Raw genomic sequence first — 22923 nt, forward strand, 5'->3', positions numbered from 1 at the left:
GGCGCGGCCGCGGACGGTCTAGGAGCGGGGGGGGTGCCGGCGCCGCCGGGCGGGGTCGCGGAGTGGCTCGGCGGCGACGCCCCCGACGATCTCCTCCACCAGGTCCTCCAGCGTCACCACGCCGGCCGTGCCGCCGTACTCGTCGACGACGACGGCCAGCTGCAGGCCCTTCTGGCGCAGCTGCAGCAGCAGCGGGTCCAGGCGCAGGGTGTCGGGCACGCGGCGCACCTCGGCCATCAGCGCGGCCGCGGGCACCTCGGCGCGGCGCTCGGGGGGCACCGCCACCGCGGACTTCACGTGCACCGCGCCGAGGACGTCGTCGAGGTCGTCGCCGGTCACGGGGAAGCGCGAGTGGCCGGTGGCGCGGGCGCGGGCGACGACGTCGGCGGCGGTCTCGTCGTGGCGCAGCGACTGCGTCCGCACCCGCGGGGTCATGACGTCGGCGGCCGTCTGGTCGCCGAAGACGAGCGTGCGGCTGAGCAGGGTGGCCGTGCCGAGGTCGAGGGTGCCCAGGTCGGCGGAGCGGCGCACCAGCGCTGCCAGCTCGCGCGCCGAGCGCGCGCCGGACAGCTCCTCCTGCGGCTCGACGCCCACCGCGCGCAGGAAGCGGTTGGCGCTGCCGTTGAGCACGGTGATGAGCGGGGAGATCACCCAGGTGAAGCCGCGCTGCAGCGGGGCGACGACGCGCGCGGTGCCCAGGGGCACGGACAGGGCGAGGTTCTTGGGCACCAGCTCCCCGACGACCATCGAGAAGGCCGCGGCCAGCACCACGGAGGCGGTGACCGCGACGGTGCCGGTCAGCGCGGGCCCGAGGCCGAGCTCGCCGAGCGGGCCGCGCAGCAGCGTCGCCAGGGACGGCTCGACGAGGTAGCCGAGCAGCAGCGTGGTCAGGGTGATGCCGACCTGCGCCCCGGACAGCTGGGTCGACAGGCTGCTCAGCGCGGGCAGCACCCCGGCCGCGCGCCGGTCGCCGCCGCGGGCGGCGTTCTCGACGGCGAAGCGGTCCAGGGTGACGAAGGAGAACTCGGCGGCGACGAAGACCGCGGTGCCCAGGGTCAGCAGGACACCGACGCCGAGCAGGAGCCACTCGGTCACGCGCCGCCCCCGCGCGGGTGGGCGGGCCCGCCGGAGCCGCTGTCGACGCGTCCTGCGGGGGTGCCGGGGGTGGGGCCGCCGCGCGGCCCGGGAGATGAGCTCATGGCGCTGACGAGCATAGGGACGCGGCCCGGCCCGGACGACTCCTGGCGCGCTCGCCACCCCTCCCGGTGCGAGGAGGGGTGGCGAGCGCGCCGGGAGTCGCGCGAGGGACGGGCGGGAGGGGCCGGGTCACCAGCCGGCGGGCAGCGGGCGTCCCTCGTCGTACCCGGCGGCGGACTGCAGGCCGACGACGGCCCGCTCGGCGAACTCGGCGACCGTGCGCGCGCCGACGTAGGTGAACGCCGAGCGCACGCCGGAGGTGATCTGGTCCAGCAGGTCCTCCACGCCGGGCCGGTGCGGGTCCAGGTGCATGCGCGAGGAGGAGATGCCCTCCTCGAACAGCCCCTTGCGGGCCCGCTGGAACGGGGAGTCGGCGCGCGTGCGGGCGGCGACGGCGCGCGCGGAGGCCATGCCGAAGCTCTCCTTGTAGGCGCGCCCGTCGGCGTCGACGGCCAGGTCGCCGGGACTCTCGTGGGTGCCGGCGAACCAGGAGCCGACCATCACCTGGCTGGCCCCGGCGGCCAGCGCGAGGGCGACGTCGCGCGGGTGGCGGACCCCGCCGTCGGCCCACACGTGCCCGCCGGCCTCGCGGGCCGCGGCGGCGCACTCGAGCACGGCGGAGAACTGCGGGCGCCCGACGCCGGTCATCATCCGCGTGGTGCACATGGCGCCGGGGCCGACGCCGACCTTGACGATGTCGGCGCCGGCGGCCAGCAGGTCGCGGGTGCCGGCGGCGGTGACGACGTTGCCGGCCACGACGGGCACCTGCGGGTCCTGCCCGCGCACGGCCGCCAGGGCCTCCAGCGTCTTCTCCTGGTGCCCGTGGGCGGTGTCGACGACGAGGGCGTCCACGCCGGCGGCCAGCAGGGCCTTCGCGGTGCCGGCCACGTCGCCGTTGATGCCGACGGCGGCGGCGATGCGCAGGCGGCCGCCGGCGTCCAGGGCGGGGGCGTACACGGTCGAGCGCAGGGCGCCGCGGCGGGTCAGCGCGCCGACGAGCAGACCGTCGCGCACGACGGGTGCGAAGCGGCGGCGGGAGGTGTGCAGCTGGTCGAAGGCGGCCTCGAGGCCGTCGCGGTCGACGGCCCCGTCGCGCTCGAGCAGGTCGGCGTCGAGCGTGACCGGCGAGGGGCTCATGACGGCGTGCACCTGGGTGAAGCGGTCGACGTCCGCGCAGTCGGCAGCGGTGACGACGCCGACGACCGCGCCGGAGGCGTCGGTGACGACGGCCGCGCCGTGCGCGCGCTTGGGCATGAGGTTCACCGCGTCGTGCACGGTGTCGGTCGGGTGCAGCACCACGGGCGTCTCGAAGACGGGGTGGCGCTCCTTGACCCAGCCGACGACCTCGGCCACCACGTCCAGTGGCAGGTCCTGCGGCAGCACCGCCATCCCGCCGCGGCGGGCGACGGTCTCGGCCATCCGCCGGCCGGACACGGCCGTCATGTTGGCGACGACGACGGGCACGGTGGTGCCGGTGCCGTCGCCGGTGGTCAGGTCCACGTCCAGGCGCGAGGTCACCGCCGACCGCGACGGCGCCAGGAAGACGTCGTTGTAGGTGAGGTCGGTGGCCGGCCGCTGACCGTCGAGGAATCGCACCCCTGGAGGGTAGGCGGCGCCGGGACGCGGCGGGACACGCCGGGACGCCGCCGGACCCGGGCCGGGAGCGGCCTGGACGGGTCCTGTGGAGGCCGTGGGGGGTTGGTGCGCGCCCCGGCCTCGTCCCCGGCCGCGCGCGGCGCGGCGGCCTAGGCTTCGGCCCCATGAGCACCGGCAGCACCCCCGCACCCGCCCGCGGCGCCGGCGAGCCGGCCGCGGGCCGCACGGCCGTCGTCGTCGAGGACGAGCCGACGATCGCCGACGCGGTGGCGCGCCGCCTGCGCGCGGAGGGCTACGTCGTGGAGACCGCGGCCGACGGCCCCGGCGGGGTGGAGCTGTGCGAGCGCGTCTCGCCCGACGTGGTGGTCCTGGACGTCATGCTGCCGGGCTTCGACGGCCTGGAGGTGTGCCGCCGGGTGCAGGCCGCGCGGCCGGTGCCCGTGCTCATGCTGACGGCGCGCGACGACGAGACGGACAAGCTCGTCGGCCTGGGCGTGGGCGCTGACGACTACATGACCAAGCCGTTCTCGATGCGCGAGCTGGTCGCGCGGGTCAACGCGCTGGTGCGGCGCGTCGAGCGCGCCCGCCAGCTGGTGGGCACCCCCGCCGCGGCCGGGACCCTCGTCTTCCCCGTGGCCGACGGCGAGCTGGTCGTCGACCGCGACCAGCGGCGGGTGCGGCGGGCCGGCACCGAGGTGCACCTGACGCCCACGGAGTTCGACCTGCTGGTGTGCCTGGCCGGTTCGCCGCGCACGGTGCTGACGCGCGAGAAGCTGCTCGAGGACGTCTGGGACTGGGCCGACGCGTCGGGGACGCGGACCGTGGACAGCCACGTGAAGGCGCTGCGGCGCAAGCTGGGGGCCGACCTGGTGCGGACGGTGCACGGGGTCGGGTACGCGTTCGAGCCGGCCGGCGACGGGACGACCGGGTGACGGACGACCGGACCCACGAGCTGGCGCGCGAGCGGGCCTCCCGCGAGGGCACGGGCCTGACCGGCCCTATCCCGCTGACGGGCGCCGCGGGGGCCGCGCGGGCGGCGGCCTCCCGGGCGGCGGGCGCGCGGCGCGCCTGGCAGGACGTGCGCCCGCTGGACCCGGTGCACTCGCTGAAGACGAAGCTGGCGCTGCTGGTGGGCGCGACGGTCACCGTGGCGGCCCTGTTCGTGTGGCAGGCGCTGCACCAGGGCATCGGGCCGCGGTACACGCTGCCGGTCTCGATCGTGCTGGCGCTGGTCCTCACGCAGCTGCTGGCCCGCGGGATGACCTCGCCGCTGCGGGAGATGACCGCGGCCGCGCGGGCGATGGCCACGGGCGACTACTCGCGCCGGGTGCGCGCGACCAGCCGCGACGAGGTGGGCGAGCTGGCGCACGCCTTCAACCGGATGGCCGAGGACCTGGGCGCCGTGGACCGCGAGCGCCGGGAGCTGGTGGCGAACGTCAGCCACGAGCTGCGCACGCCGGTCTCGGCGCTGCACGCGGTGCTGGAGAACCTCGTGGACGGGGTCACGGAGCCGGACCGCGAGACGCTGGGCACGGCGCTGGCGCAGACGGAGCGGCTGGCCCGGCTGGTGGAGCAGCTGCTGGACCTGTCGCGGCTGGACGCGGGCGCGGTGGCGCTGGACCGCGAGGACGTGGCGCTGGGCCCGTTCCTGCAGCAGGCCACGCGGGCGATGTCGATGACGGGGCGCGAGGTGACGTTCGCGGTGGACGTCGTGCCGCCGGGGCTGACGGTGAGCGCGGACTCGGCGCGGCTGCACCAGGTGGTGGCCAACCTGCTGGACAACGCCTCGCGGCACTCCCCCGCGGGCGGGACGGTGACGGTCTCGGCGCGGGCGCTGGGCAGCGTGGTGCGGGTCTCGGTGCAGGACGAGGGCCCGGGCATCCCGGACGCCGACCGCGAGCGGGTCTTCGAGCGCTTCCAGCGGGGCAGCTCGCGCACGGGCGGCAGCACGGGCCTGGGGCTGGCGATCGCGCGCTGGGCGGTGCAGCTGCACGGGGGCACGATCCGGGTGGCACCCACGCCGCCGGAGGGCGGTTGCCGCATCGACGTGCACCTGCCGGCGGACCCCGCGGACGGCGTCTGAGCCCTCGGCGGGACGCGGCCGCGGGGCCGCCCGCACCGGTTGCGTCGCGTGCTGCAGTCGTCACGAGGCGTGAGGTACGTCTCGTCCGGGGACCGCGGCGGCGCGGTCTGCCCGGGGGCCCGGTGAGGTGCGGCGGGGATAGGGTGGACGCGCGCCCGCACAGTCCGACCTCTCGAGGAAGAAGGCGACACCGCCGTGCCTCACCAGCCCTCGCCCCACGAGGACAAGCTCTCCACGTTCGGCCCCAACGAGTGGCTCGTCGACGAGCTGTACGAGCAGTACAAGCGGGACAAGCACTCGGTCGACGAGGCGTGGTGGGACTTCTTCGCGGACTACGCCCCCGCGGACAACCCCGCCGGGCGCACCACCTCCCACCAGCGCGACGGGGACGGCGCGGGCGGGCACGTCGCCGACGGGCACGGCGCCCGCCGCAACGGCGCGACCGGGTCCGAGGGCACGGCCGCGGCCGAGCGGCCCGCCGCGGAGCGCGGCGACGAGGCCGCCGCGCCCGCCCCCGCGCCGAGCACCCCCGCACCCGGGGCCGCCCCGCGGAGCCCGGCGCCGCAGCGCGCCTCCGCGCCGCCGCCGGCGCCCGCGGCCCCCTCCAAGCCCGGCGGCACGCAGCCCGCCCCGGCCCCCTCCCCCGCGCCGGGCACCCGCGCCCCGCGACCCGCCGACGCCGCCGCCCCGGCCGCCGCGGGCGGGCGCGGCCCGGTGCCCGCGCAGGCGCCCGCCGCCCAGGCCGCGCCGGCCTCCGACCGCGTGGAGAAGCTGCGCGGCCCGGCCGCGCGCGTGGTCACCAACATGGAGGCCAGCCTCGAGGTCCCCACGGCCACGAGCGTGCGGGCCGTGCCGGCCAAGCTGCTGGTGGACAACCGCATCGTCATCAACAACCACCTCAAGCGGGCGCGCGGCGGCAAGGTCTCCTTCACCCACCTCATCGGCTTCGCCGTCGTCGAGGCGCTGGGCCAGATGCCGTCGATGAACGCCGCCTACACCCTCGAGGGCGGCAAGCCGGCGGTGCTGCAGCCGGCGCACGTCAACCTCGGCATCGCCATCGACCTGCCCAAGCCGGACGGCTCGCGCCAGCTCATGGTGCCCGGCGTGCGCGAGGCCGACACCAAGGACTTCGCCGAGTTCTGGGCCGCCTACGAGGACGTGGTGCGCCGCGCCCGCGCCGGCAAGCTGACGGCCGACGACTTCTCCGGCGTGACGATCAGCCTGACCAACCCCGGCACCATCGGCACGGTCCACTCGGTGCCGCGGCTGGTGAAGGGCCAGGGCGCGATCATCGGCGTGGGCGCGATGGAGTACCCGGCCGAGTACCAGGGCGCGAGCGAGGAGACGCTGACCCGCCTGGCGGTCAGCAAGGTCCTCACGCTGACCTCGACCTACGACCACCGGATCATCCAGGGCGCCGGGTCGGGCGAGTTCCTGCGGGTCGTGCACCAGAAGCTGCTGGGCGAGGACGGCTTCTACGACCGGGTCTTCCAGTCCCTGCACATCCCGTACCAGCCGATCCGCTGGACGCCGGACATCTCCATCTCGCACGACGACCAGATCAACAAGACGGCCCGGGTCGTCGAGCTGATCCACGCCTACCGGGTGCGCGGGCACCTCATGGCCGACACCGACCCGCTGGAGTACCGCCAGCGCGTCCACCCCGACCTCGAGATCGAGACGCACGGGCTGACGCTGTGGGACCTCGACCGCGAGTTCCCCACCGGCGGGTTCGGCGGCAAGGCGCACATGAAGCTGCGCGACGTGCTGGGGGTGCTGCGCGACTCCTACTGCCGCACCGTGGGCATCGAGTACATGCACATCCAGGACCCGGAGCAGCGGCGCTGGATCCAGGAGCGCGTGGAGCGCCCGTACGCCAAGCCCAGCGCGGCCGAGCAGCTGCGCGTGCTGCGCCGCCTGAACGCCGCCGAGGCGTTCGAGACGTTCCTGCAGACGAAGTACGTGGGGCAGAAGCGCTTCAGCCTGGAGGGCGGCGAGAGCGTCATCCCGCTGCTGGACGCGCTGCTGTCGCGGGCCGCCACGAACGGCCTGGACGAGGTCTGCCTGGGCATGGCCCACCGCGGCCGGCTCAACGTCCTGACGAACATCGCGGGCAAGAGCTACTCGCAGGTGTTCCGCGAGTTCGAGGGCCAGCAGGACCCGCGGACGGTGCAGGGCTCCGGCGACGTGAAGTACCACCTGGGCACCGAGGGCACCTTCACGGGCGAGGACGGCGAGCGCACGAAGGTGTACGTGGCGGCCAACCCCTCGCACCTGGAGGCCGTCAACCCGGTGCTGGAGGGCGTGGCGCGCGCCAAGCAGGACCGCATCAACCTGGCCGGCAAGTCGTTCCCCGTGCTGCCCGTGCTGCTGCACGGCGACGCGGCGTTCGCCGGGCAGGGCGTGGTCGCCGAGACGCTCAACCTGTCGCAGCTGCGCGGGTACCGCACGGGCGGCACGGTGCACGTGGTCATCAACAACCAGGTCGGGTTCACCACGGCGCCCGCCTCGGCGCGCTCGTCGGTGTACTGCACCGACGTGGGCCGGATGATCCAGGCGCCGATCTTCCACGTGAACGGCGACGACCCCGAGGCGTGCGTGCGGGTGGCGCAGCTGGCCTTCGAGTTCCGGCAGGCGTTCGACAAGGACGTCGTCATCGACATGGTCTGCTACCGCCGCCGCGGCCACAACGAGGGCGACGACCCGTCGATGACGCAGCCGCTCATGTACAACCTCATCGAGAAGAAGCGCAGCGTCCGCAAGAGCTACACCGAGCAGCTCATCGGCCGCGGCGACATCTCGGTCGAGGACGCCGAGGAGGCGCTGCGCGACTACTCCGCCCAGCTGGAGCGCGCGTTCGCCGAGACCAAGGGCGACGGCGGCAGCGCCGGCGGTGACGGCGACAGCCGCGGCGGGCTGGAGAAGCCCAGCGCGCAGGAGGCCGACGAGCAGGCCGCCGGCCGCTCGGTGGGCACGGCCGTCGGCGAGGACGTGATCGCCCACATCGGCCGCGTGCAGGCGAACCCGCCGGAGGGCTTCACCGTCCACCCCAAGCTGCGCCAGCTGCTGGACAAGCGCGAGCAGATGTCGCGCGAGGGCGGCATCGACTGGGGCTGGGGCGAGCTGCTGGCCTTCGGCTCGCTGCTGCTGGAGGGCACCCCGGTGCGCCTGGCCGGGCAGGACTCGCGCCGCGGCACGTTCGTGTCCCGCCACGCCGTCCTCACCGACCGGGTCACCGGCGAGGAGTGGACGCCGCTGCTGTACCTGGGCAAGAACTCCGGCGACCCGGCGTTCACGCAGGAGCAGGCGAAGTTCTGGATCTACGACTCGCTGCTGAGCGAGTACGCGGCGATGGGCTTCGAGTACGGCTACTCGGTCGAGCGCCCCGACGCGCTGGTGCTGTGGGAGGCGCAGTTCGGCGACTTCTTCAACGGCGCGCAGACCGTCATCGACGAGTTCATCTCCTCCGGCGAGCAGAAGTGGGGGCAGCGCTCCTCGGTCGTGCTGCTGCTGCCGCACGGCTACGAGGGGCAGGGACCGGACCACTCCTCCGGCCGCATCGAGCGCTTCCTGCAGATGTGCGCCGAGGACAACATGACGGTCGCGGTCCCCTCGACCCCGGCCAGCTACTTCCACCTGCTGCGCCGCCAGGCGTACGCGCGCCCGCGCAAGCCGCTGGTGGTGTTCACGCCGAAGTCGATGCTGCGGTTGAAGGCCGCGCAGTCGGCGGTGGAGGACTTCACCTCCGGCACGTTCGAGCCGGTCGTGGACGACGTGGCCGGCCTGGACCCGGCGGAGGTCACCCGGGTGCTGCTGTGCTCGGGCAAGGTCTACTACGACCTGGCCGCCGAGCGGACCCGCCGCGGTGACCGCACCACCGCGATCGTGCGGGTCGAGCAGCTGGCCCCGCTGCCGGTGGACCGCATCCGCGAGGTCACCGGCCGCTACGACGCGGAGCTGGTGTGGGTGCAGGAGGAGCCGGCCAACCAGGGCGCCTGGCAGCACGTGGCCCTGGGGCTGTGGAAGGAACTGGGCTCGAAGCTGGAGCTGGTCTCCCGGCCGGCCTCCGCCTCCCCCGCCGTCGGCTCGGCCAAGCGGCACCAGGCCGAGCAGAAGGAGCTGGCCGAGCGGGCCTTCACCCGCTGACCGCTGACGCGGCCCCCTCGACCCCTCGCGACGACGTCCCCGGCACCCGCGCGCGGTGCCGGGGGCGTCGTGCGCTGGCGGCGGCGGTGGGCGTGGCGAGCGCGGGGAGGTGCCGGCGGTGACGGCGACGACCGGGCGCGAGCGCGCGCTCAGCTGGGACGAGTACGCCGCCCTGCCGGAGGACCCCCGTGTCGAGCACGTCGACGGGCACCTGCTCGTGAGCCCCACCCCCGACCAGCGGCACCAGGACATCTGCCTGGAGCCGGCCGTCGCGCTGCGCGCGGTGCTGCCGCCGACGCACGAGGTCGACCCGGGCTGGGAGTGGAAGCCCGCGGCGGACGCCTTCGTGCCCGAGGTCGTGGTGTGCCGTGGCGGACCGCACCGTCCCGCAGCGCTCCACCGGCACGCCCGCCCTCGTGGTGGAGGTCGTGTCGACGAACCGCCGCGACGACCTGCTGCTGAAGGTGACGGAGCACGCCCAGGGGGGCCTGCCCCGGTACTGGGTCGTCGACCCGCGCGAGCGGACCCTGACGACGCTCGTGCTCGACGGCGGCGCGTTCCGGCCCACCCGGGTGCTGGAGGCCGCCGCGGGCGAGGTGGAGCTGGACGTCGGCCCGGCGCCCTGGTCCTGGACGTCGGCGCGCTCGTCGCGGACCGACCGCCGGGCGGGTCACGTCCGCACCGGGCGGGCCGCGCGGACGACTATCCTCGGCCGTCGCACCCCGACGAGCCTGAGGAGCACCCGCACGTGCGCGAGGAGAACCAGTGAACGGCCGCTACGACGTGCGCGTGTGCCTGGTGGGCGACGAGTTCGTGACGGGCGTCGGCGACCCGCGCGCCCTGGGCTGGGTCGGCCGGGTCTCGGCCCGCACCCCCCGCGAGGACCGCGACGTGACGATGTTCCCGCTGGGCGTGCCCGGGGAGACGACCACCGACCTGAACGCCCGCTGGCGCGAGGAGACCGCCCGCCGCTTCGCCGGCGGCGACGAGCACCGCCTCGTCGTGGGCCTGGGCCACGCCGACCTGGACGCCGGCACGTCGCTGGCGCGCAGCCGCCTCAACCTCGCCAACGTCCTCGACGAGTGCGAGGCGCGCGGCCTGCCGACGCTCGTGGTGGGCCCCACCCCGGTCGCGGACGCCGAGCGCAACGACCGGATCGCGGACCTCGCCGACGCCTTCGCCGACGTGTGCGCGCGCCGGCGGGTGGCCTACGTGGACACCTGGACGCCGCTGTCGGAGCACGAGGACTGGTTCGCCGACCTGGCGGCCTCCGACGGCGTGCACCCCGGGCAGGCGGGGTACGGGCTCGTGGCGTGGCTGGTGCTGCACAGCGGCTGGTACGACTGGCTGGGCGTGCCGCAGCCCTGACCCGTCCGCGCCGTCACCAGCGGTGGTGCCGCTCGCACTCAGCGCGATCACCGCCCGCGCGCGTGTGAACAGCGCGTGACAGCGGCCCCGTCGGTCGCGGACCGCGTCCACCCGCGCGCCACCCGTGGTTCAGACTGTGCTCGCTCGTGCCGCCGTCCGGGAGGACCCCTCGTGCCCGTCCGCTCCATCTCCACCACCCGCAGCGCCACCCGCCGCTCGCTGCTGGCCACCGCCGGCTCGCTGGCCGCCGGCGCCCTCGTCCTGGCCGGCTGCGGGTCCGACTCGCTGTCCGGCGCCCCGCAGGAGGGCGCCGCCACCGGCGGCGCCACGCCCGCCGCCACCGTCGAGGCCGACCCCGCGCTGACCGCGATGCTGCCGCAGTCCGTGCAGGACTCCGGCGTGCTGCGCGTGGGCACCAACGCCGAGTACGCGCCCAACGAGTTCCTGCAGGGCCAGGAGATCGTCGGCATGGACATCGACCTCATGGACGCCGTGGCCGCCAAGCTGGGCGTCGAGGCGCGCTACGAGAACGCCGGCTTCGACACCCTCATCACCGGCGTGCAGGGCAACCGCTACGACGCGGCGATCTCCTCGTTCACGGTCAACGCCGAGCGGCTGCAGCAGGTGAACATGGTCCAGTACTTCAACGCCGGCACCCAGTGGGCCGTGCGCGAGGGCAACCCGGACGGGATCGACCCCGAGAACGCGTGCGGGGCCAGCGTCGCCGTGCAGAGCGGTACCACCCAGGCCGACGACGACCTGCCGGCCCGCCAGCAGGCGTGCGCCGACGCGGGGCAGCCGGCCATCGACGTCGTGCCCTTCGGCTCCCAGCAGGACGCGGCCGCGGCGCTGGCCCAGGGCCGCGTGCAGGCGATGCTCGCCGACTCCCCCGTCACCGCCTACGCCGTGCAGCAGACCGAGGGCCTGGAGCTGGCCGGCGACATCTACGACGCCGCCCCCTACGGCATCGTCGTCCCGCTGGAGGGCACGGACACCGCCGAGGCGATCTCCCAGGCGCTGCAGGCGATCGCCGAGGAGGGCGCCTACACCGCCGCGGTCGAGGCCTGGGGCGCGGAGGACGGCGCCGTCGACGAGTTCCCGGTCAACCCGGCGTCGTGACCACCGAGCCGGGCGCGAGCGCCCCGGAGCACCCGGCCGACGCCGGGCGCCCCGGGGCGGTGGACGCCGTCGAGGTGCGCCACCCGTGGCGGTGGGTGGCGCTGGCCGTCATCGCCGTCCTCGTGGCGATGCTCGGGCACCTGCTCGTGACGAACCCGGCCTTCGACTGGGCGTTCACGCTGGAGGTGATGAACCAGACCGCGGTCATCCGCGGCGTGCTGCTCGGCACGCTGCTGATGACGGTGCTGGCGATGGTCATCGGCGTGGGCCTGGGCGTGCTGCTGGCCGTGATGCGCCTGTCGGACAACCCCCTGCTGTCGGGGGCGGCGTGGGTCTACACGTGGTTCTTCCGCTCCGTGCCCCGCTACGTGCTGCTGACCTTCACCGGCAGCCTGGGCGCGCTGTTCGCCGGCGGTCTGTCGTTCGGGGTGCCGTTCGACTTCCTGCTGACCGACGCGCTCGGCACCCCGGAGCTGCGCTTCCTGAACCTCGACCAGGCGACGATCTACCGCCTGCTCGGCGGGTACGCCGGCGGCGTCCTGGCCCTGGGGCTGTCCGAGGCCGCCTACATGGCCGAGATCGCCCGCGCCGGGCTGCTCAGCGTGGACCGCGGCCAGCACGAGGCCGCCGAGGCGCTGGGGATGACCAAGCGGCAGTCGATGCGCCGCGTCGTGCTGCCGCAGGCGATGCGCGTCATCGTGCCGCCCACCGGCAACGAGCTCATCGCGATGATGAAGGACACCTCGCTGCTGTCGGCGCTGCCGGTGACGCTGGAGCTCTTCTACCAGGTCACCCAGATCAGCGGCCGCACCTACCAGGTGCTGCCCGCCCTGTCGGCGGCCGTCCTGTACTACCTCGTGCTGACCAGCGTGCTGATGGTCGGCCAGCACTTCCTGGAGAAGCGGTTCGGGCGCGGGTTCGGCGGCCAGGCCGCCACCGCCCGCCCGGCCGCGGCCGGTGTGGCCCTGGGCCCGGGGGGCGCCAAGTGAGCCGCCCGCTGGTCGAGGCCGTCAACGTCTCGAAGTCCTTCGGCCACACCGAGGTCCTCAAGGGCATCGACCTGCAGGTGCGCGCCGGGGAGGTCGTGTGCCTGCTCGGGCCCTCCGGCTCGGGCAAGACGACGTTCCTGCGCTGCATCAACGCCCTGGAGCGCATCGACGGCGGGCGGCTGCGGGTGGACGGCGAGCTCGTCGGCCTGCTCGAGCGCGGCGGCCGGCTGCACCGGATGACCGACAAGCAGATCGCCGCGCAGCGCCGCGACATCGGCATGGTGTTCCAGCGCTTCAACCTCTTCCCGCACATGACGGCGCTGGAGAACGTCGTCGAGGCCCCGTGCCTGGTGCGCCGGGAGAAGCGCGCGGACGCCGAGCGGCGCGCGCTGGCCCTGCTGGAGCGGGTCGGGCTGGCCGACCGGGTCGGCAACTACCCGGCGCAGCTGTCCGGCGGGCAGCAGCAGCGCGTGGCGATCGCGCGGGCCCTGGCGATGCGGCCCAAGCTCATGCTGTTCGACGAGCCGACCTCGGCGCTGGACCCCGAGCTGGTCGGGGAGGTCCTGCAGGTCATGCGCGAGCTCGCCGCGGACGGCACGACGATGGTCGTCGTCACCCACGAGGTCGCCTTCGCCCGCGAGGTCGCCGACCAGGTCGTGTTCATGGACGGCGGGGTGGTCGTCGAGCGCGGCACGCCCGAGCAGGTCATCGGCGCCCCGCGGCACGAGCGCACCCGGGCGTTCCTGGCCCGGGTGCGCTCGGGCGACGAGGGCTGAGCCGCCGGCCCGTCGGTGCCGGCCGGCGTCAGCCCGTGATGCCCGCCTCGACGCAGGAGCGGCTGGCCGCGCCGGCGCACAGCGCGTCCACGGTGGTGAACTCGTCGGCCAGGACGGTCGAGGCGATGGCCTCGCGGTCCACGGCCTGCGGCTGCAGCAGGACGGTCGGGACCGCGCCGGGCCCGTCGGGCGTCGTGCCGGGCGTCGTCCCGGTCGTCTCGACGGGCCGGCCCTCCAGGACGTCCAGGACGAGGTCGGCGGTCGTGCGGGCCAGGCCCGGCAGGTCCTTGTAGACCGTCATCGTCTGGGTGCCGGCCAGGATCCGCTGCAGGGCGGCGACCTCGGCGTCCTGCCCCGTCATCGGCACCGGCGGCAGGCCGGCGGCGTCCAGCGCCTTGAGCGCCCCCGCGGCCAGGCCGTCGTAGGCGGTGTAGACGCCCACGAGGCGGCGGCCGTCGAGGTTCTGCAGAGCGCGCTCGGTGACGGCGCGGGCCTCGTCGGCGCTCCAGCCGTCGACGTAGTGCTCCTCGAGCACCTGCACCCGGCCGTCGAGGACGGCGTGCGCGCCGGCGGCGAACAGGCCGGCGTTGTTGTCGGTGCGGTCGCCGTTGAGCCAGAGCACCACGCCCTCGCCCGCGTCCTCGCCGAGCGCGTCCAGCATCGCCTGCCCGCCCAGCGTGCCGACGGCCCCGCCGTCGAAGGAGGTGTACAGGTCCAGCGGCGCGTCGGGCAGGAACCGGTCGTAGGCGACGACGGGCACGTCCTCGCGGGCGGCGGCCTGCGCCAGCGGCGCGGCCTCCTCGCCGTTGACGGCGACGACGACGAGGGCGTCGGCGCCGTCGGCGAGCGCCTGCTCGGCCTGGGCGTTCTGCTCGGCCTGGTCGCCGGCGCGCAGCACGTCGACGGTGCAGGCCGGGCAGCGCTGGGCGAGGCGGACGGCGAAGTGCGGGGCGTCCACGCCGACGAAGCGCAGCGAGGAGTCCGGCACGAGGAAGGCGACCCGGTGCCCGGCGCCGCCCCCGGCGGCCTCCGGGGCGGCCGGGGCCGCGCTCGTGCCCGCGGCGTCGCCGCCGCAGGAGGTCAGGGCGAGCGCGGCCAGGGCGGCGCCGACCAGCGCGACCGCGGCGCGCCGGCGGGGGCGGGCGGGGGCGCTGGGGGTGGTGGGGGTCTTCGGGGTGTCCACGGGGTGTGCTCCTGGGCGCGTCAGTAGCGGAAGCGGGCGACGGAGGCGGTCATGCGGGAGGCCATGGCGGCGAGCTCGCGCACGGCGCGCTCGGAGTCGGCCGCGCCCGTGCCGGTGACCGAGGCCGCGCGGGCGACGGCGTCGATGGCGGTGGCGATGTCGGTGGCGCCCCGGGAGACGTCGCCGACGCTGCGGGACAGCTCCTGGGTGGTGGCGGCCTGCTCCTCCACGGCGGCCGCGATGGTGCCCTGGTAGTCGCTGATGTCGCCGATGACGCCGGTGATGCTGCCGATGGCGGCCACCGCCTCGTCGACGTCGGCCTGGATGGCGACCACGCGCTGGGCGATGTCGTCGGTGGCGCGGGCGGTCTGCTGGGCCAGCTCCTTGACCTCGCCGGCCACGACGGCGAAGCCCTTGCCGTACTCGCCGGCGCGGGCGGCCTCGATGGTGGCGTTCAGCGCCAGCAGGTTGGTCTGCTCGGCGATGGAGGTGATCGTCTTGACGACGGTGCCGATCTCGGCGGAGGAGCGGCCCAGGGCGCTCATCGTGCCCGCCGTGGTGGTGGCGATCGAGACGGCCTCGCCGGCGACCTCGGAGGCGCGGGCGGCGTTGGCGGAGATCTCGCGGATCGCCACGCCCATCTCCTCGGTGCCGGCGGCCGCGCCGGCGATGTGGTCGCTGACCCCGCCGGCGACGCCGGCGACGTCGGCGGCCCGGCCGGACACGGCGCCGGCGCCGTCGGCGATGGTGCGGCTGGTGGCGGTCAGCTCCTCGGCGGCGGAGGCCAGCGTGGTGGCGTCGCCGGCCAGGGCGGAGACGGTGCGGCGCATGCTGGCGGTGGCGACGTCCAGGGCGGCGGCCATCTGGCCGACCTCGTCGCGCTGGTCGACCGCCGCGGTGGAGGTCAGGTCGCCCTCGGCGAGCCGGGCCAGCGCGTCGCGCACGACGCGCAGGGGGCGCACGACGTGCGCGGCGATGACGCGGGCCAGGACGACGGCCACGGCCGCCCCGGCGAGCAGGGCCACGACCATGGCCAGGCGGGCGCGGGCGACGGTGTCCTGGGCGGCCGCGGCCGAGGCGGCACCGGCCCGCTCGCCCAGCTCGTCGAGGACGTCCAGCGACCGCATCGCGTTGGCGGCCAGGATGGCGGTGTTGCCCAGGTACAGCTCCTGGAAGGCGGCGCGCTCGCCCTGCTGGGCCAGCGGCACGAGGAAGTCGTCGCGCACGTCGCGGTAGCTGCCCCACCAGGTGCTGAACTCGCGCAGCGCGGCGCGCTGCTCGCCGGACAGCTCGCGGGCGGACAGGTCGGCGACGAGGGCGTCGAGCTCGCCGTCGACGTCGGCCAGGCGCCGCGTCAGGTCCTCGACGGCGACCTGGTCCTCGGCCAGGGCGAGGTTGGCCAGGTCGCGCTGGGACTGCAGGGCGGCCGCGCGCACGCCGGCGAGGTCGGCGGCGGGCAGCAGCGCGTCCTCGTAGACGGCGGCGGCGCGGCCGCTGACGCCGTTCAGGCCGGACAGGCCCGCGCCGAGGACGACGGCGCCCACGGCCACGCACAGCGCGACCAGGGCGGTGATCTTGGTGCCGAGGGAGCGGTCGGCGAAGCGCCGCCTGCGGACCGTCCCGGGGCCGCCGGGTCCCCCCGCCGCGCCCGTGCTCGCGCCCCTCGTCGCGCCCCTCGTCGCGCTCGTCGTCGCGCTGCCGGCCCGTGCCGTCATCGTCTCCCCCGCTGCTCACCGGTGCTCCGGGCGGGGACCGCCCGGACGTCACCTGTTCGGCGCAGGTCGGTGGCACCTTGAGCGGCCGCGGACCGGAGCGTGGTGGGCGCGCCGCGCGCGGGCCGTTAGCGTGTCCCCGTGCCTGCCACGCCCCCCGCGCCCGCCACGCCCGCCACGTCCTCGCGCGTGCCCCTGACGGCCGGTGAGAAGAAGACGCTGACGGCGAGCCTGGACCGCCACCGCGACGCGCTGCTGTGGAAGCTGGAGGACCTGGACGACGAGCAGGTGCGCCGGCCCGTGCTGCCGTCCGGGCTCAGCCTGCTCTCGCTCGTCAAGCACCTGGCGTCGGTGGAGTACCGCTGGTGCTGCGCCGCCTTCGGCCGCCCGTCCCGGGACGTGCCGACCCCGCCGGAGGACCCGCACGCCGACTGGCGCGTGCACCCGTGGGAGACCCGCGAGGGCGTGCTGGCCTACTACGCCGACGCCCGCCGCGACGCCGACGCGGTGCTGGCCGAGCTGAAGGTCACCGACCGGGGCACGACCCCCGACGGCGAGCCGGTGACGCTGCGCCGGGTCCTCGTGCAGGTGGTCGAGGAGGCCGCCCGGCACGCCGGGCGCGCCGACGTGGTCCGCGAGCTGATCGACGGGCGCACGGGCGAGCACCGGGACTGACCAGGGGCTCCGGCGGGTCCTCGGGGGCTGCCGGGCCCCGGGTCCGGCAGGGCGGCGACGGCGGCGCCAGGGCTGAAGGTCCCGGGTGCCGCTGCCGATGGAGGCCCTGAGCGCCCCGTCCGGGCGCGCACGCCAGCACGCCGGAGGTCCCCCGTGTCCAGCAGGTTCCGTCCCCGCTCCCTGCGCGCGCAGCTGCTGCTGCCCGGGGTGGGCGCCGTGGTGGTGACCGCCGGGCTGCTCAGCGCCCTGAGCGCCTGGCAGGTCGGCGACCTGGCCTCGGGTGCGGCCGGCGACGTGCGCGCCATGTCCGAGCGCTCCCTGCACGACGCGGGCGAGCAGGTGCTGGCGACCGTCACGACGCAGGCCGAGACGGTGCAGTCGATGCTCGACGGCGACCTGCGGGTCACCGAGGACCGCCTGGCGGCCCTGGGCCCGGTCGGCACCGGCGCGCCCGTCAGCTGGACGGCGACGAACCAGGTGACCAAGGAGGCCGTGCAGGTCACGCTGCCGCGCCTGCAGTTCGGCGACACCTGGCTGGGCCAGGTGTCCGACCCCGCGGCCACGGTGCCCGGACTGGACGAGGCCGTGCGCCTGACCGGTGCCGTGACCACCGTCTTCCAGCGCATGAACGAGGCCGGCGACATGCTGCGGGTGGCGACCACCGTGGTCGGCGCCAACGGCTCGCGGGCCATCGGCACCTACATCCCCGCCACGGCGGCCGACGGCTCCCCCAACGCGGTGGTCGCCGCCCTCACGGCCGGCGAGACGTACCGCGGCACCGCCACCGTGGTGGACCGCCAGTACGTCACCGTCTACGCGCCGCTGATCGTCGGCGGGGACGTCGTGGGCGCCGTCTTCGTCGGCCTGCCGCAGGACGAGGTCACGGCCGACCTGCGCGCGCGCCTGGCGGAGGCGACCGTCGGCGCCAGCGGCGGCTACGCCGTCTTCTCCTCCGCGCAGGCCACGCGCGGGCAGGCCGTCGTCGCGCCCGAGGGCGCCCGCGACGGGCAGGACATGCTCGAGGCCGTCGACGCCGACGGCGAGCCCTACGTGCAGGAGGTCCTCGACCTGGCCGCGGGCCTCGACGAGGGCGAGTTCACCACCACCTCCGTCCGGCTGCCCGGCGGCGAGCAGACCGTCGGCGTCTCGGCCTACAAGCCGTACTCGTGGGTCGTCACCAGCTGGCTGCCGGCGGCGGACACCGCGGCCGTCACCGACCGCGTGGAGAACGGCGGCGCGGCGCTGGTGCGTACCACCGTCCTGACGGGCCTGGCGGTCGCCGCTCTGATGGCCGTCGTCATCGCGCTGCTGGCGCGCACGCTGGTGCGCCGCCTGGGCCGGCTGACGAGCGTCCTGACCCGCGTGGCCGAGCGCGACCTGTCCGTGGACGCGCACGACGAGCGCGAGGCCGCCGCCGGCGACGAGATCGGCGCGATGAGCCGCGCCCTCGACGCGGCGGTGCGCGCCATGCGCGAGGCCGTGACCGCCATGCGCCGCGGCGCCGAGCGGGTCACGGGGACCGCGGGCGTGCTGGACGGCGCCAGCGGGCGCCTGGCCGCCACGGCCGGCTCGACGTCGGCGCGGATCGGGCAGGTCGCCGGCGACGCCACCGGCGTCTCGGGCGGCGTGCACGAGGTCTCCGCCGCCGTGGAGCAGCTGCGCGCGGCCGCCGACGACGTGTCCTCCACGACCAGCTCGGTGACGGTCGTGGCCGGGGAGGCGGTGCAGCTGGCGCACGCGGCCACCGGCACGGTCGAGCGCCTGGGCGGCTCCTCGCAGGCCATCGCCGACGTGCTGCGCCAGATCACCGCGATCGCCGCGCAGACCAACCTGCTGGCCCTCAACGCCACGATCGAGGCGGCCCGCGCGGGCGAGGCCGGCGCCGGGTTCGCCGTGGTCGCCGAGGAGGTCAAGGAGCTGGCCCGCCAGACGGCGCAGGCGACCGAGGAGATCGCCCCCACGCTGACGGCGGTGCAGGCCGAGGCCGCGGCGGTCCGCGCGGACATCGCCCAGATCTCCACCACGATCGCGCAGGTCGACGAGATGCAGGCCACCATCGCCTCCGCCGTCGCCGAGCAGCTGGCCACGACGACCTCGGTCAGCGGGACGCTGCAGTCGGCGGCCGAGCGCTCCGGCGGCATCGCCACGGCCCTGGCGGGCACCGCCGAGGCCGTCGCGGGCACCACGACGCAGGTCAGCGCCGTGCGGGAGGCCGTCACCGAGCTGGGCCAGGTGGCCGGTGACCTGGACGCCGAGGTGCGCCAGTTCCGGCTGTGAGCCTCAGCCGCGGCTGTGGACGCCGCGGCCGGTCCCGGGCACGGAGGACCCGGGACCGCGGCCGGCCCCGGCGCGCAGGAACGCGAACGGCGAGCCGTCGCGGCGGTCGAGCTCCAGGGTGACGGCGTAGCCGTAGACGGTCAGCGCGGTGAACACCCACAGCCACAGGCAGACCGCGACGGCACCGCCGACCTGGGTGAAGCCGCCGAAGGGGGCGCCGAGGTCGACGGGGATGCTGAGGAAGAGCACGAACCCCTGCAGGAACCCGGAGACGAACGCGCCGGTGGCGTACCCGCCCCACAGGCAGGCGCGCCAGCCCGGCCGGCGCGGGCTGAGCACCCGGTAGACGTAGACGAGGACCGGCGAGACGACCAGCCAGTCGACGTTGAGGGCCACGTACACGGCCAGGGCGGTGCGCCAGGCGCCGCCGGTGCCGAACAGCCGCGCCAGCAGCGGCGCCACCTCCAGGACGGCGAGGAGCCCCAGCGGCGACAGCAGCAGCAGCGGGACCGCCAGCGCCCGCACCTTCCACGCGCCGACCCGCCCGTGCAGCGGTTCGGGGGCGGGCTCGTCGCGGCGGACGCTGACGCGGGTGAACCCGCGGCGCAGCCCCTCGCCGTAGACGGTGGCGGGCACGAGGGCGACGAGGGCGGCGAGCCAGCCGACGCCGACGGCCTGGGCCACGAGGGAGCGCACGACGTCGCCGGCGTCCTGCTGGGCGGGCAGCGCGAGCGCCACCGACTCCCCCAGCTCCACGACGCGCTCGGGGCCGATGGCGGCGGCCAGCAGCCGCACCCCCACCACGAGCGAGGGCACGAGCGCGACGGCCGCGTAGAAGGTGACGCCGGCGGAGACGATCCACAGGTCGTGCCCGCGCAGGCGCTCGCGCACGTCGCGGAACAGCTCGTGCAGCGCGGCGCGCCTCATGCCGGCGCCAGGACGCGTGCCGGGGTGGTGGCGGCCGCGGGGGCCGGCGCGGTGAGGACGACGGGCTCCGGCCCGCGCTGCGGGCCGCGGAAGGCGCGCCGGTAGGCGCTGGGCGTGGTCCCCACCAGGCGCAGGAAGTGCTGGCGCAGCATCGCGGCGGAGCCGAAGCCGCAGCGGCGGGCGACCTCGTCGACGCTCTCGTCCCCCTCCTCCAGCAGCAGGCGGGCCACGCCGACGCGCTGCTCCAGCAGCCACCGGTGCGGGGTCACCCCGGTCTCGGCGCGGAAGCGGCGGGCGAAGGTGCGCGGCGACATCGCGGCGCGCCGGGCCCAGCCGGCCACGTCGATCTCCTCGTCGAGGTGGCGCGTCGCCCACAGCAGGGCCCGCTGCAGCGACTCGTCCGCGCACGGGCGCACGGGCGCCTCGACGAACTGCGCCTGCCCGCCGTCGCGGTGCGGGGGCACGACCATCCGGCGCGCGACCGCCGTGGCCACGGTGGTGCCGAACGCCTCGCGGACCAGGTGCAGGCACAGGTCGATGCCCGCGGCGGTGCCCGCGGAGGTGGCGACGGGGCCGTCCTCGACGTACAGGACGTCGGGGACGACCTCGACGCGGGGGAAGTCGCGCGCCAGGCGGGCGGCGTAGCGGTGGTGGGTGGTGGCGCGGCGGCCGTCGAGCAGGCCGGCGCGGGCCAGGGTGAACGCGCCGCTGCACAGGCTGACCACGCGCGCGCCGCGGTCGACGGCCGCGTGCAGCTGCCGGTGCAGCTCGGCCTCGGCGGCGCCCTCGAAGGGCCGGGACGGGGAGACGACGACGAGGTCGGCGGCGGCGAGCCGGTCGAGGCGGTGCTCGGCGGTGAGGCTGAAGCCGTGCCGGGAGCGCACGGGCGCGGCGGTGGCCGTGCAGACGGCGAAGCCGAACGCCGGGACGCCGTCCTCGGTGCGGTCGATGCCGAACACCTCGCAGGGGATGGAGAACTCGAACGCCGAGAACCCCTCCCCGACGACCACCGCCACGTCCCACGACCGGTCCACGCCGCGAGTGTGCCACCGCTCCGCGGAGTTGGCAGGATCTGGACGGACATCGGCACACCTGCCACTCGGCGCGGGACCGCCGGCGGAGCACGCTCGGGTCATGACGACGACGACGGTCCTCGGCCTCGCGCTCGACGACTGGGTGGGCCTGGCCCTGCTGCTGCTGCCCCCGCTGCTCGGCCCGCTCGCCTGGTGGCTGGGCGCCGACACCCGCGCTTCCGGCGGGTGGGACGAGGGCTGGGACGACGGGCGGGGCTGGACAGGCCCGCCGCCGCAGCGGCCCGACCCGCCGGCGCGCCGCGAGCGCACCGCCGCTCCCGTCCGGCGCTGACCGGCGCTGGACGAGGGCTGGACGGGGGCTGGCCGCCGCGGCGACACCGGCCCCCGCGGCGTCCGGGCGTCGAGCGACCAGGCGTCAGGCGTCGAGCACCAGGCGTCAGGCGACCAGGCCGAGGCGGCGCAGCTCGACGGCCAGGTCGTGCGGGCTCGTGGCCGCCTGCTGAGCGTCCTCCAGCGTGACGACCTGGTCGCGCACCAGCGCCACGAGGTGCTGGTCGAAGGTCTGCATGTGGTAGTACCCGCCCTCGCGGACGAGGTCGGTGATGTGGTGGGTCTTGTCGGGGTCGGCGATGGCGTCGGCGACGCGTCCGGTGTTGACGCAGATCTCCATGACCACGCAGCGGCCCTGCCCGTCGGCGCGCGGGACGAGGCGCTGGCAGACGATGCCGCGCAGCGAGCCGGCCAGGGCGAGGCGCACCTGCTTCTGCTCGTGCGGGGGGAAGAAGTCGATGATGCGGGAGATCGTCTCGGCGGCGTCGATGGTGTGCAGCGTCGACATGACGAAGTGGCCGGTCTCCGCGGCGGACAGCGCCGCCTTGACGGTCTCCTGGTCGCGCATCTCGCCGACGAGGATGACGTCGGGGTCCTGGCGCATGGCCGCGCGCAGGGCCGTGGTGAAGTCGGCGGTGTCCAGCCGCACCTCGCGCTGGCTGATCATCGACAGCTTGTCGGTGTGCAGGACCTCGATGGGGTCCTCGATGGTGACGATGTTCTTCTCGCGCACCGAGTTGACGTGGTCGATCATCCCGGCGAGCGTCGTGGTCTTGCCCGAGCCGGTCGGCCCGGTGACCAGCAGCAGGCCGCGGTGCTCCAGCGCCAGCTGCTCCAGGACGGGCGGCACGCCCAGCGCGGACAGGGGTACGGCCTGGGCGGCGACCCGGCGCAGCACCATGCCGACGGAGCCGCGCTGGCGGTAGGCGTTGACGCGGAAGCGGCCGGCGCCGCCGGGCAGGGAGTGGGCGAAGTCCGCCTCGTGGGTGCGGGCGAACTCCTCGACGAGGTCGGCGCGCAGGACCTGCGCCAGCATGCGCTCGGTCAGCTCCGGGGTCAGCGGCGGCGCCTGCAGGGCGCGCAGCCTGCCGTCGATGCGCACCCGCGGCGGCGACCCGGCCTTCAGGTGCAGGTCCGAGCCGCGCAGCTCCACGAGAGCGCGCAGGTAGGGCGTGATGAGCGCCTCCGCGCCGGCCGGGGCCGCCTGCTCCGTGATCGTCACCGGTGAGGCATCGGCGCCGCGCCCCGCGGCCTTGAGCCCCCTCGCCCCGTGGGAGCATGGACGCCGGTCCGATCGAGCAGGAAGGAGCAGCTCATGAGCAAGCGAGGCCGCAAGCGCCGCTCGCGCAAGGGCAACGCCGCCAACCACGGCAACCGCCCCAACGCCTGAGCCGCGGGCCCGGTGCGAGACCGGGCGCGGGGGGGGGGGGGGGGGGGGGGGGGGGGGGGGGGGGGGGGGGGGGGGGGGGGGGGGGGGGGGGGGGGGGGGGGGGGGGGGGGGGGGGGGGGGG

18 protein-coding genes and 1 pseudogene are annotated in these 22923 nt (G+C 76.0%); 12 read left to right on the forward strand and 7 right to left on the reverse strand.

Annotated elements, in window-relative coordinates; all coding sequences use genetic code 11:
• Window positions 1–18 precede the first annotated feature (18 nt).
• Both ACRYMY_RS17220 and ACRYMY_RS17225 read right to left on the reverse strand, forming a co-directional pair.
• Complete coding sequence (locus tag ACRYMY_RS17220) at window positions 19–1095, reverse strand: hemolysin family protein (protein ID WP_432548452.1); 1077 nt, start codon at window positions 1093–1095, stop codon at window positions 19–21.
• A 231-nt stretch (window positions 1096–1326) separates the two neighbouring features.
• Window positions 1327–2793 carry a GuaB1 family IMP dehydrogenase-related protein gene (locus tag ACRYMY_RS17225; RefSeq protein WP_432548453.1) on the reverse strand — a complete coding sequence of 489 codons (1467 nt, stop codon included), beginning with the start codon at window positions 2791–2793 and terminating at the stop codon, window positions 1327–1329.
• Between the two features lie 164 nt (window positions 2794–2957).
• Here ACRYMY_RS17225 and ACRYMY_RS17230 point away from each other — a divergent pair, with 164 nt between their 5' ends.
• The 8 genes and pseudogenes from ACRYMY_RS17230 (at window position 2958) to ACRYMY_RS17265 (ending at window position 13274) form a co-directional block, all read left to right on the forward strand.
• Window positions 2958–3725 carry a response regulator transcription factor gene (locus ACRYMY_RS17230; protein ID WP_432548454.1) on the forward strand — a complete coding sequence of 256 codons (768 nt, stop codon included), beginning with the start codon at window positions 2958–2960 and terminating at the stop codon, window positions 3723–3725.
• Window positions 3722–4876, forward strand: a complete 1155-nt coding sequence (locus tag ACRYMY_RS17235; RefSeq protein WP_432548455.1) for a sensor histidine kinase — start codon at window positions 3722–3724, stop codon at window positions 4874–4876. Before ACRYMY_RS17230 ends, ACRYMY_RS17235 begins: the two co-directional genes overlap by 4 nt.
• 195 nt (window positions 4877–5071) lie before the next feature.
• Window positions 5072–9022: a multifunctional oxoglutarate decarboxylase/oxoglutarate dehydrogenase thiamine pyrophosphate-binding subunit/dihydrolipoyllysine-residue succinyltransferase subunit gene (locus ACRYMY_RS17240; protein ID WP_432548456.1), complete on the forward strand. Its 3951-nt coding sequence runs from the start codon at window positions 5072–5074 to the stop codon at window positions 9020–9022.
• A gap of 368 nt (window positions 9023–9390) precedes the next feature.
• Window positions 9391–9594 (forward strand): annotated as a pseudogene (locus ACRYMY_RS17245) (Uma2 family endonuclease); the annotation flags it as partial.
• A gap of 193 nt (window positions 9595–9787) precedes the next feature.
• Window positions 9788–10390, forward strand: coding sequence for a GDSL-type esterase/lipase family protein (locus tag ACRYMY_RS17250; RefSeq protein WP_369053721.1), 603 nt, complete (start codon window positions 9788–9790; stop codon window positions 10388–10390).
• Window positions 10391–10561: 171 nt separating this feature from the next.
• Window positions 10562–11509 (forward strand): ABC transporter substrate-binding protein, encoded by a 948-nt coding sequence (locus tag ACRYMY_RS17255; protein WP_432548457.1) that lies wholly within the window; start codon window positions 10562–10564, stop codon window positions 11507–11509.
• Window positions 11506–12498, forward strand: a complete 993-nt coding sequence (locus ACRYMY_RS17260) for an amino acid ABC transporter permease (RefSeq protein WP_432548458.1) — start codon at window positions 11506–11508, stop codon at window positions 12496–12498. Before ACRYMY_RS17255 ends, ACRYMY_RS17260 begins: the two co-directional genes overlap by 4 nt.
• Entirely contained in the window at window positions 12495–13274 is a 780-nt protein-coding gene (locus tag ACRYMY_RS17265; protein ID WP_432548459.1) for an amino acid ABC transporter ATP-binding protein, read from the forward strand. Before ACRYMY_RS17260 ends, ACRYMY_RS17265 begins: the two co-directional genes overlap by 4 nt.
• A 28-nt stretch (window positions 13275–13302) precedes the next feature.
• Here ACRYMY_RS17265 and ACRYMY_RS17270 read toward each other — a convergent pair whose 3' ends face one another.
• Both ACRYMY_RS17270 and ACRYMY_RS17275 read right to left on the reverse strand, forming a co-directional pair.
• Entirely contained in the window at window positions 13303–14457 is a 1155-nt protein-coding gene (locus ACRYMY_RS17270) for a sugar ABC transporter substrate-binding protein (RefSeq protein WP_432548460.1), read from the reverse strand.
• A 20-nt stretch (window positions 14458–14477) separates the two neighbouring features.
• On the reverse strand, window positions 14478–16172 hold the full coding sequence (locus ACRYMY_RS17275) for a methyl-accepting chemotaxis protein (RefSeq protein ID WP_432548461.1): 1695 nt from the start codon (window positions 16170–16172) through the stop codon (window positions 14478–14480).
• Window positions 16173–16310: 138 nt separating this feature from the next.
• On the opposite strand from ACRYMY_RS17275, the gene ACRYMY_RS17280 reads away from it, so the two are divergent.
• A complete protein-coding gene (locus tag ACRYMY_RS17280; protein WP_432548462.1) occupies window positions 16311–16844 on the forward strand; it encodes a DinB family protein in 534 nt (177 codons plus the stop codon).
• Between the two features lie 153 nt (window positions 16845–16997).
• Complete coding sequence (locus ACRYMY_RS17285) at window positions 16998–19121, forward strand: methyl-accepting chemotaxis protein (protein WP_432548463.1); 2124 nt, start codon at window positions 16998–17000, stop codon at window positions 19119–19121.
• 3 nt (window positions 19122–19124) lie between these two features.
• On the opposite strand, the gene ACRYMY_RS17290 is transcribed toward ACRYMY_RS17285, so the two are convergent.
• Both ACRYMY_RS17290 and ACRYMY_RS17295 read right to left on the reverse strand, forming a co-directional pair.
• Window positions 19125–20048 (reverse strand): YihY/virulence factor BrkB family protein, encoded by a 924-nt coding sequence (locus ACRYMY_RS17290; protein WP_432548464.1) that lies wholly within the window; start codon window positions 20046–20048, stop codon window positions 19125–19127.
• A complete protein-coding gene (locus ACRYMY_RS17295; protein WP_432548465.1) occupies window positions 20045–21082 on the reverse strand; it encodes a GlxA family transcriptional regulator in 1038 nt (345 codons plus the stop codon). Before ACRYMY_RS17295 ends, ACRYMY_RS17290 begins: the two co-directional genes overlap by 4 nt.
• A 100-nt stretch (window positions 21083–21182) precedes the next feature.
• Between ACRYMY_RS17295 and ACRYMY_RS17300 the strand changes: the two genes are divergently transcribed.
• Entirely contained in the window at window positions 21183–21413 is a 231-nt protein-coding gene (locus ACRYMY_RS17300; RefSeq protein ID WP_432548466.1) for a hypothetical protein, read from the forward strand.
• A 105-nt stretch (window positions 21414–21518) separates the two neighbouring features.
• Here the strand turns inward: ACRYMY_RS17300 and ACRYMY_RS17305 are convergent, their stop codons facing one another.
• A complete protein-coding gene (locus ACRYMY_RS17305) occupies window positions 21519–22628 on the reverse strand; it encodes a type IV pilus twitching motility protein PilT (RefSeq protein WP_432548467.1) in 1110 nt (369 codons plus the stop codon).
• Window positions 22629–22727: 99 nt separating this feature from the next.
• Here ACRYMY_RS17305 and ACRYMY_RS17310 point away from each other — a divergent pair, with 99 nt between their 5' ends.
• Window positions 22728–22802, forward strand: coding sequence for a 50S ribosomal protein bL37 (locus ACRYMY_RS17310; RefSeq protein WP_371863679.1), 75 nt, complete (start codon window positions 22728–22730; stop codon window positions 22800–22802).
• The last annotated feature ends 121 nt before the right edge of the window (window positions 22803–22923 follow it).

Origin of the sequence: Kineococcus haloalkalitolerans (assembly GCF_050871905.1) — a bacterium.
Lineage (GTDB): Bacteria > Actinomycetota > Actinomycetes > Actinomycetales > Kineococcaceae > Kineococcus.

Coding starts and splice junctions, on each gene's coding strand:
- ACRYMY_RS17300 (WP_432548466.1), top strand. CDS start 21,183: ATGACGACGACGACGGTCCTCGGCCTCGCGCTCGACGACTGGGTGGGC.
- ACRYMY_RS17230 (WP_432548454.1), top strand. CDS start 2,958: ATGAGCACCGGCAGCACCCCCGCACCCGCCCGCGGCGCCGGCGAGCCG.
- ACRYMY_RS17275 (WP_432548461.1), bottom strand. CDS start 16,172: ATGACGGCACGGGCCGGCAGCGCGACGACGAGCGCGACGAGGGGCGCG.
- ACRYMY_RS17290 (WP_432548464.1), bottom strand. CDS start 20,048: ATGAGGCGCGCCGCGCTGCACGAGCTGTTCCGCGACGTGCGCGAGCGC.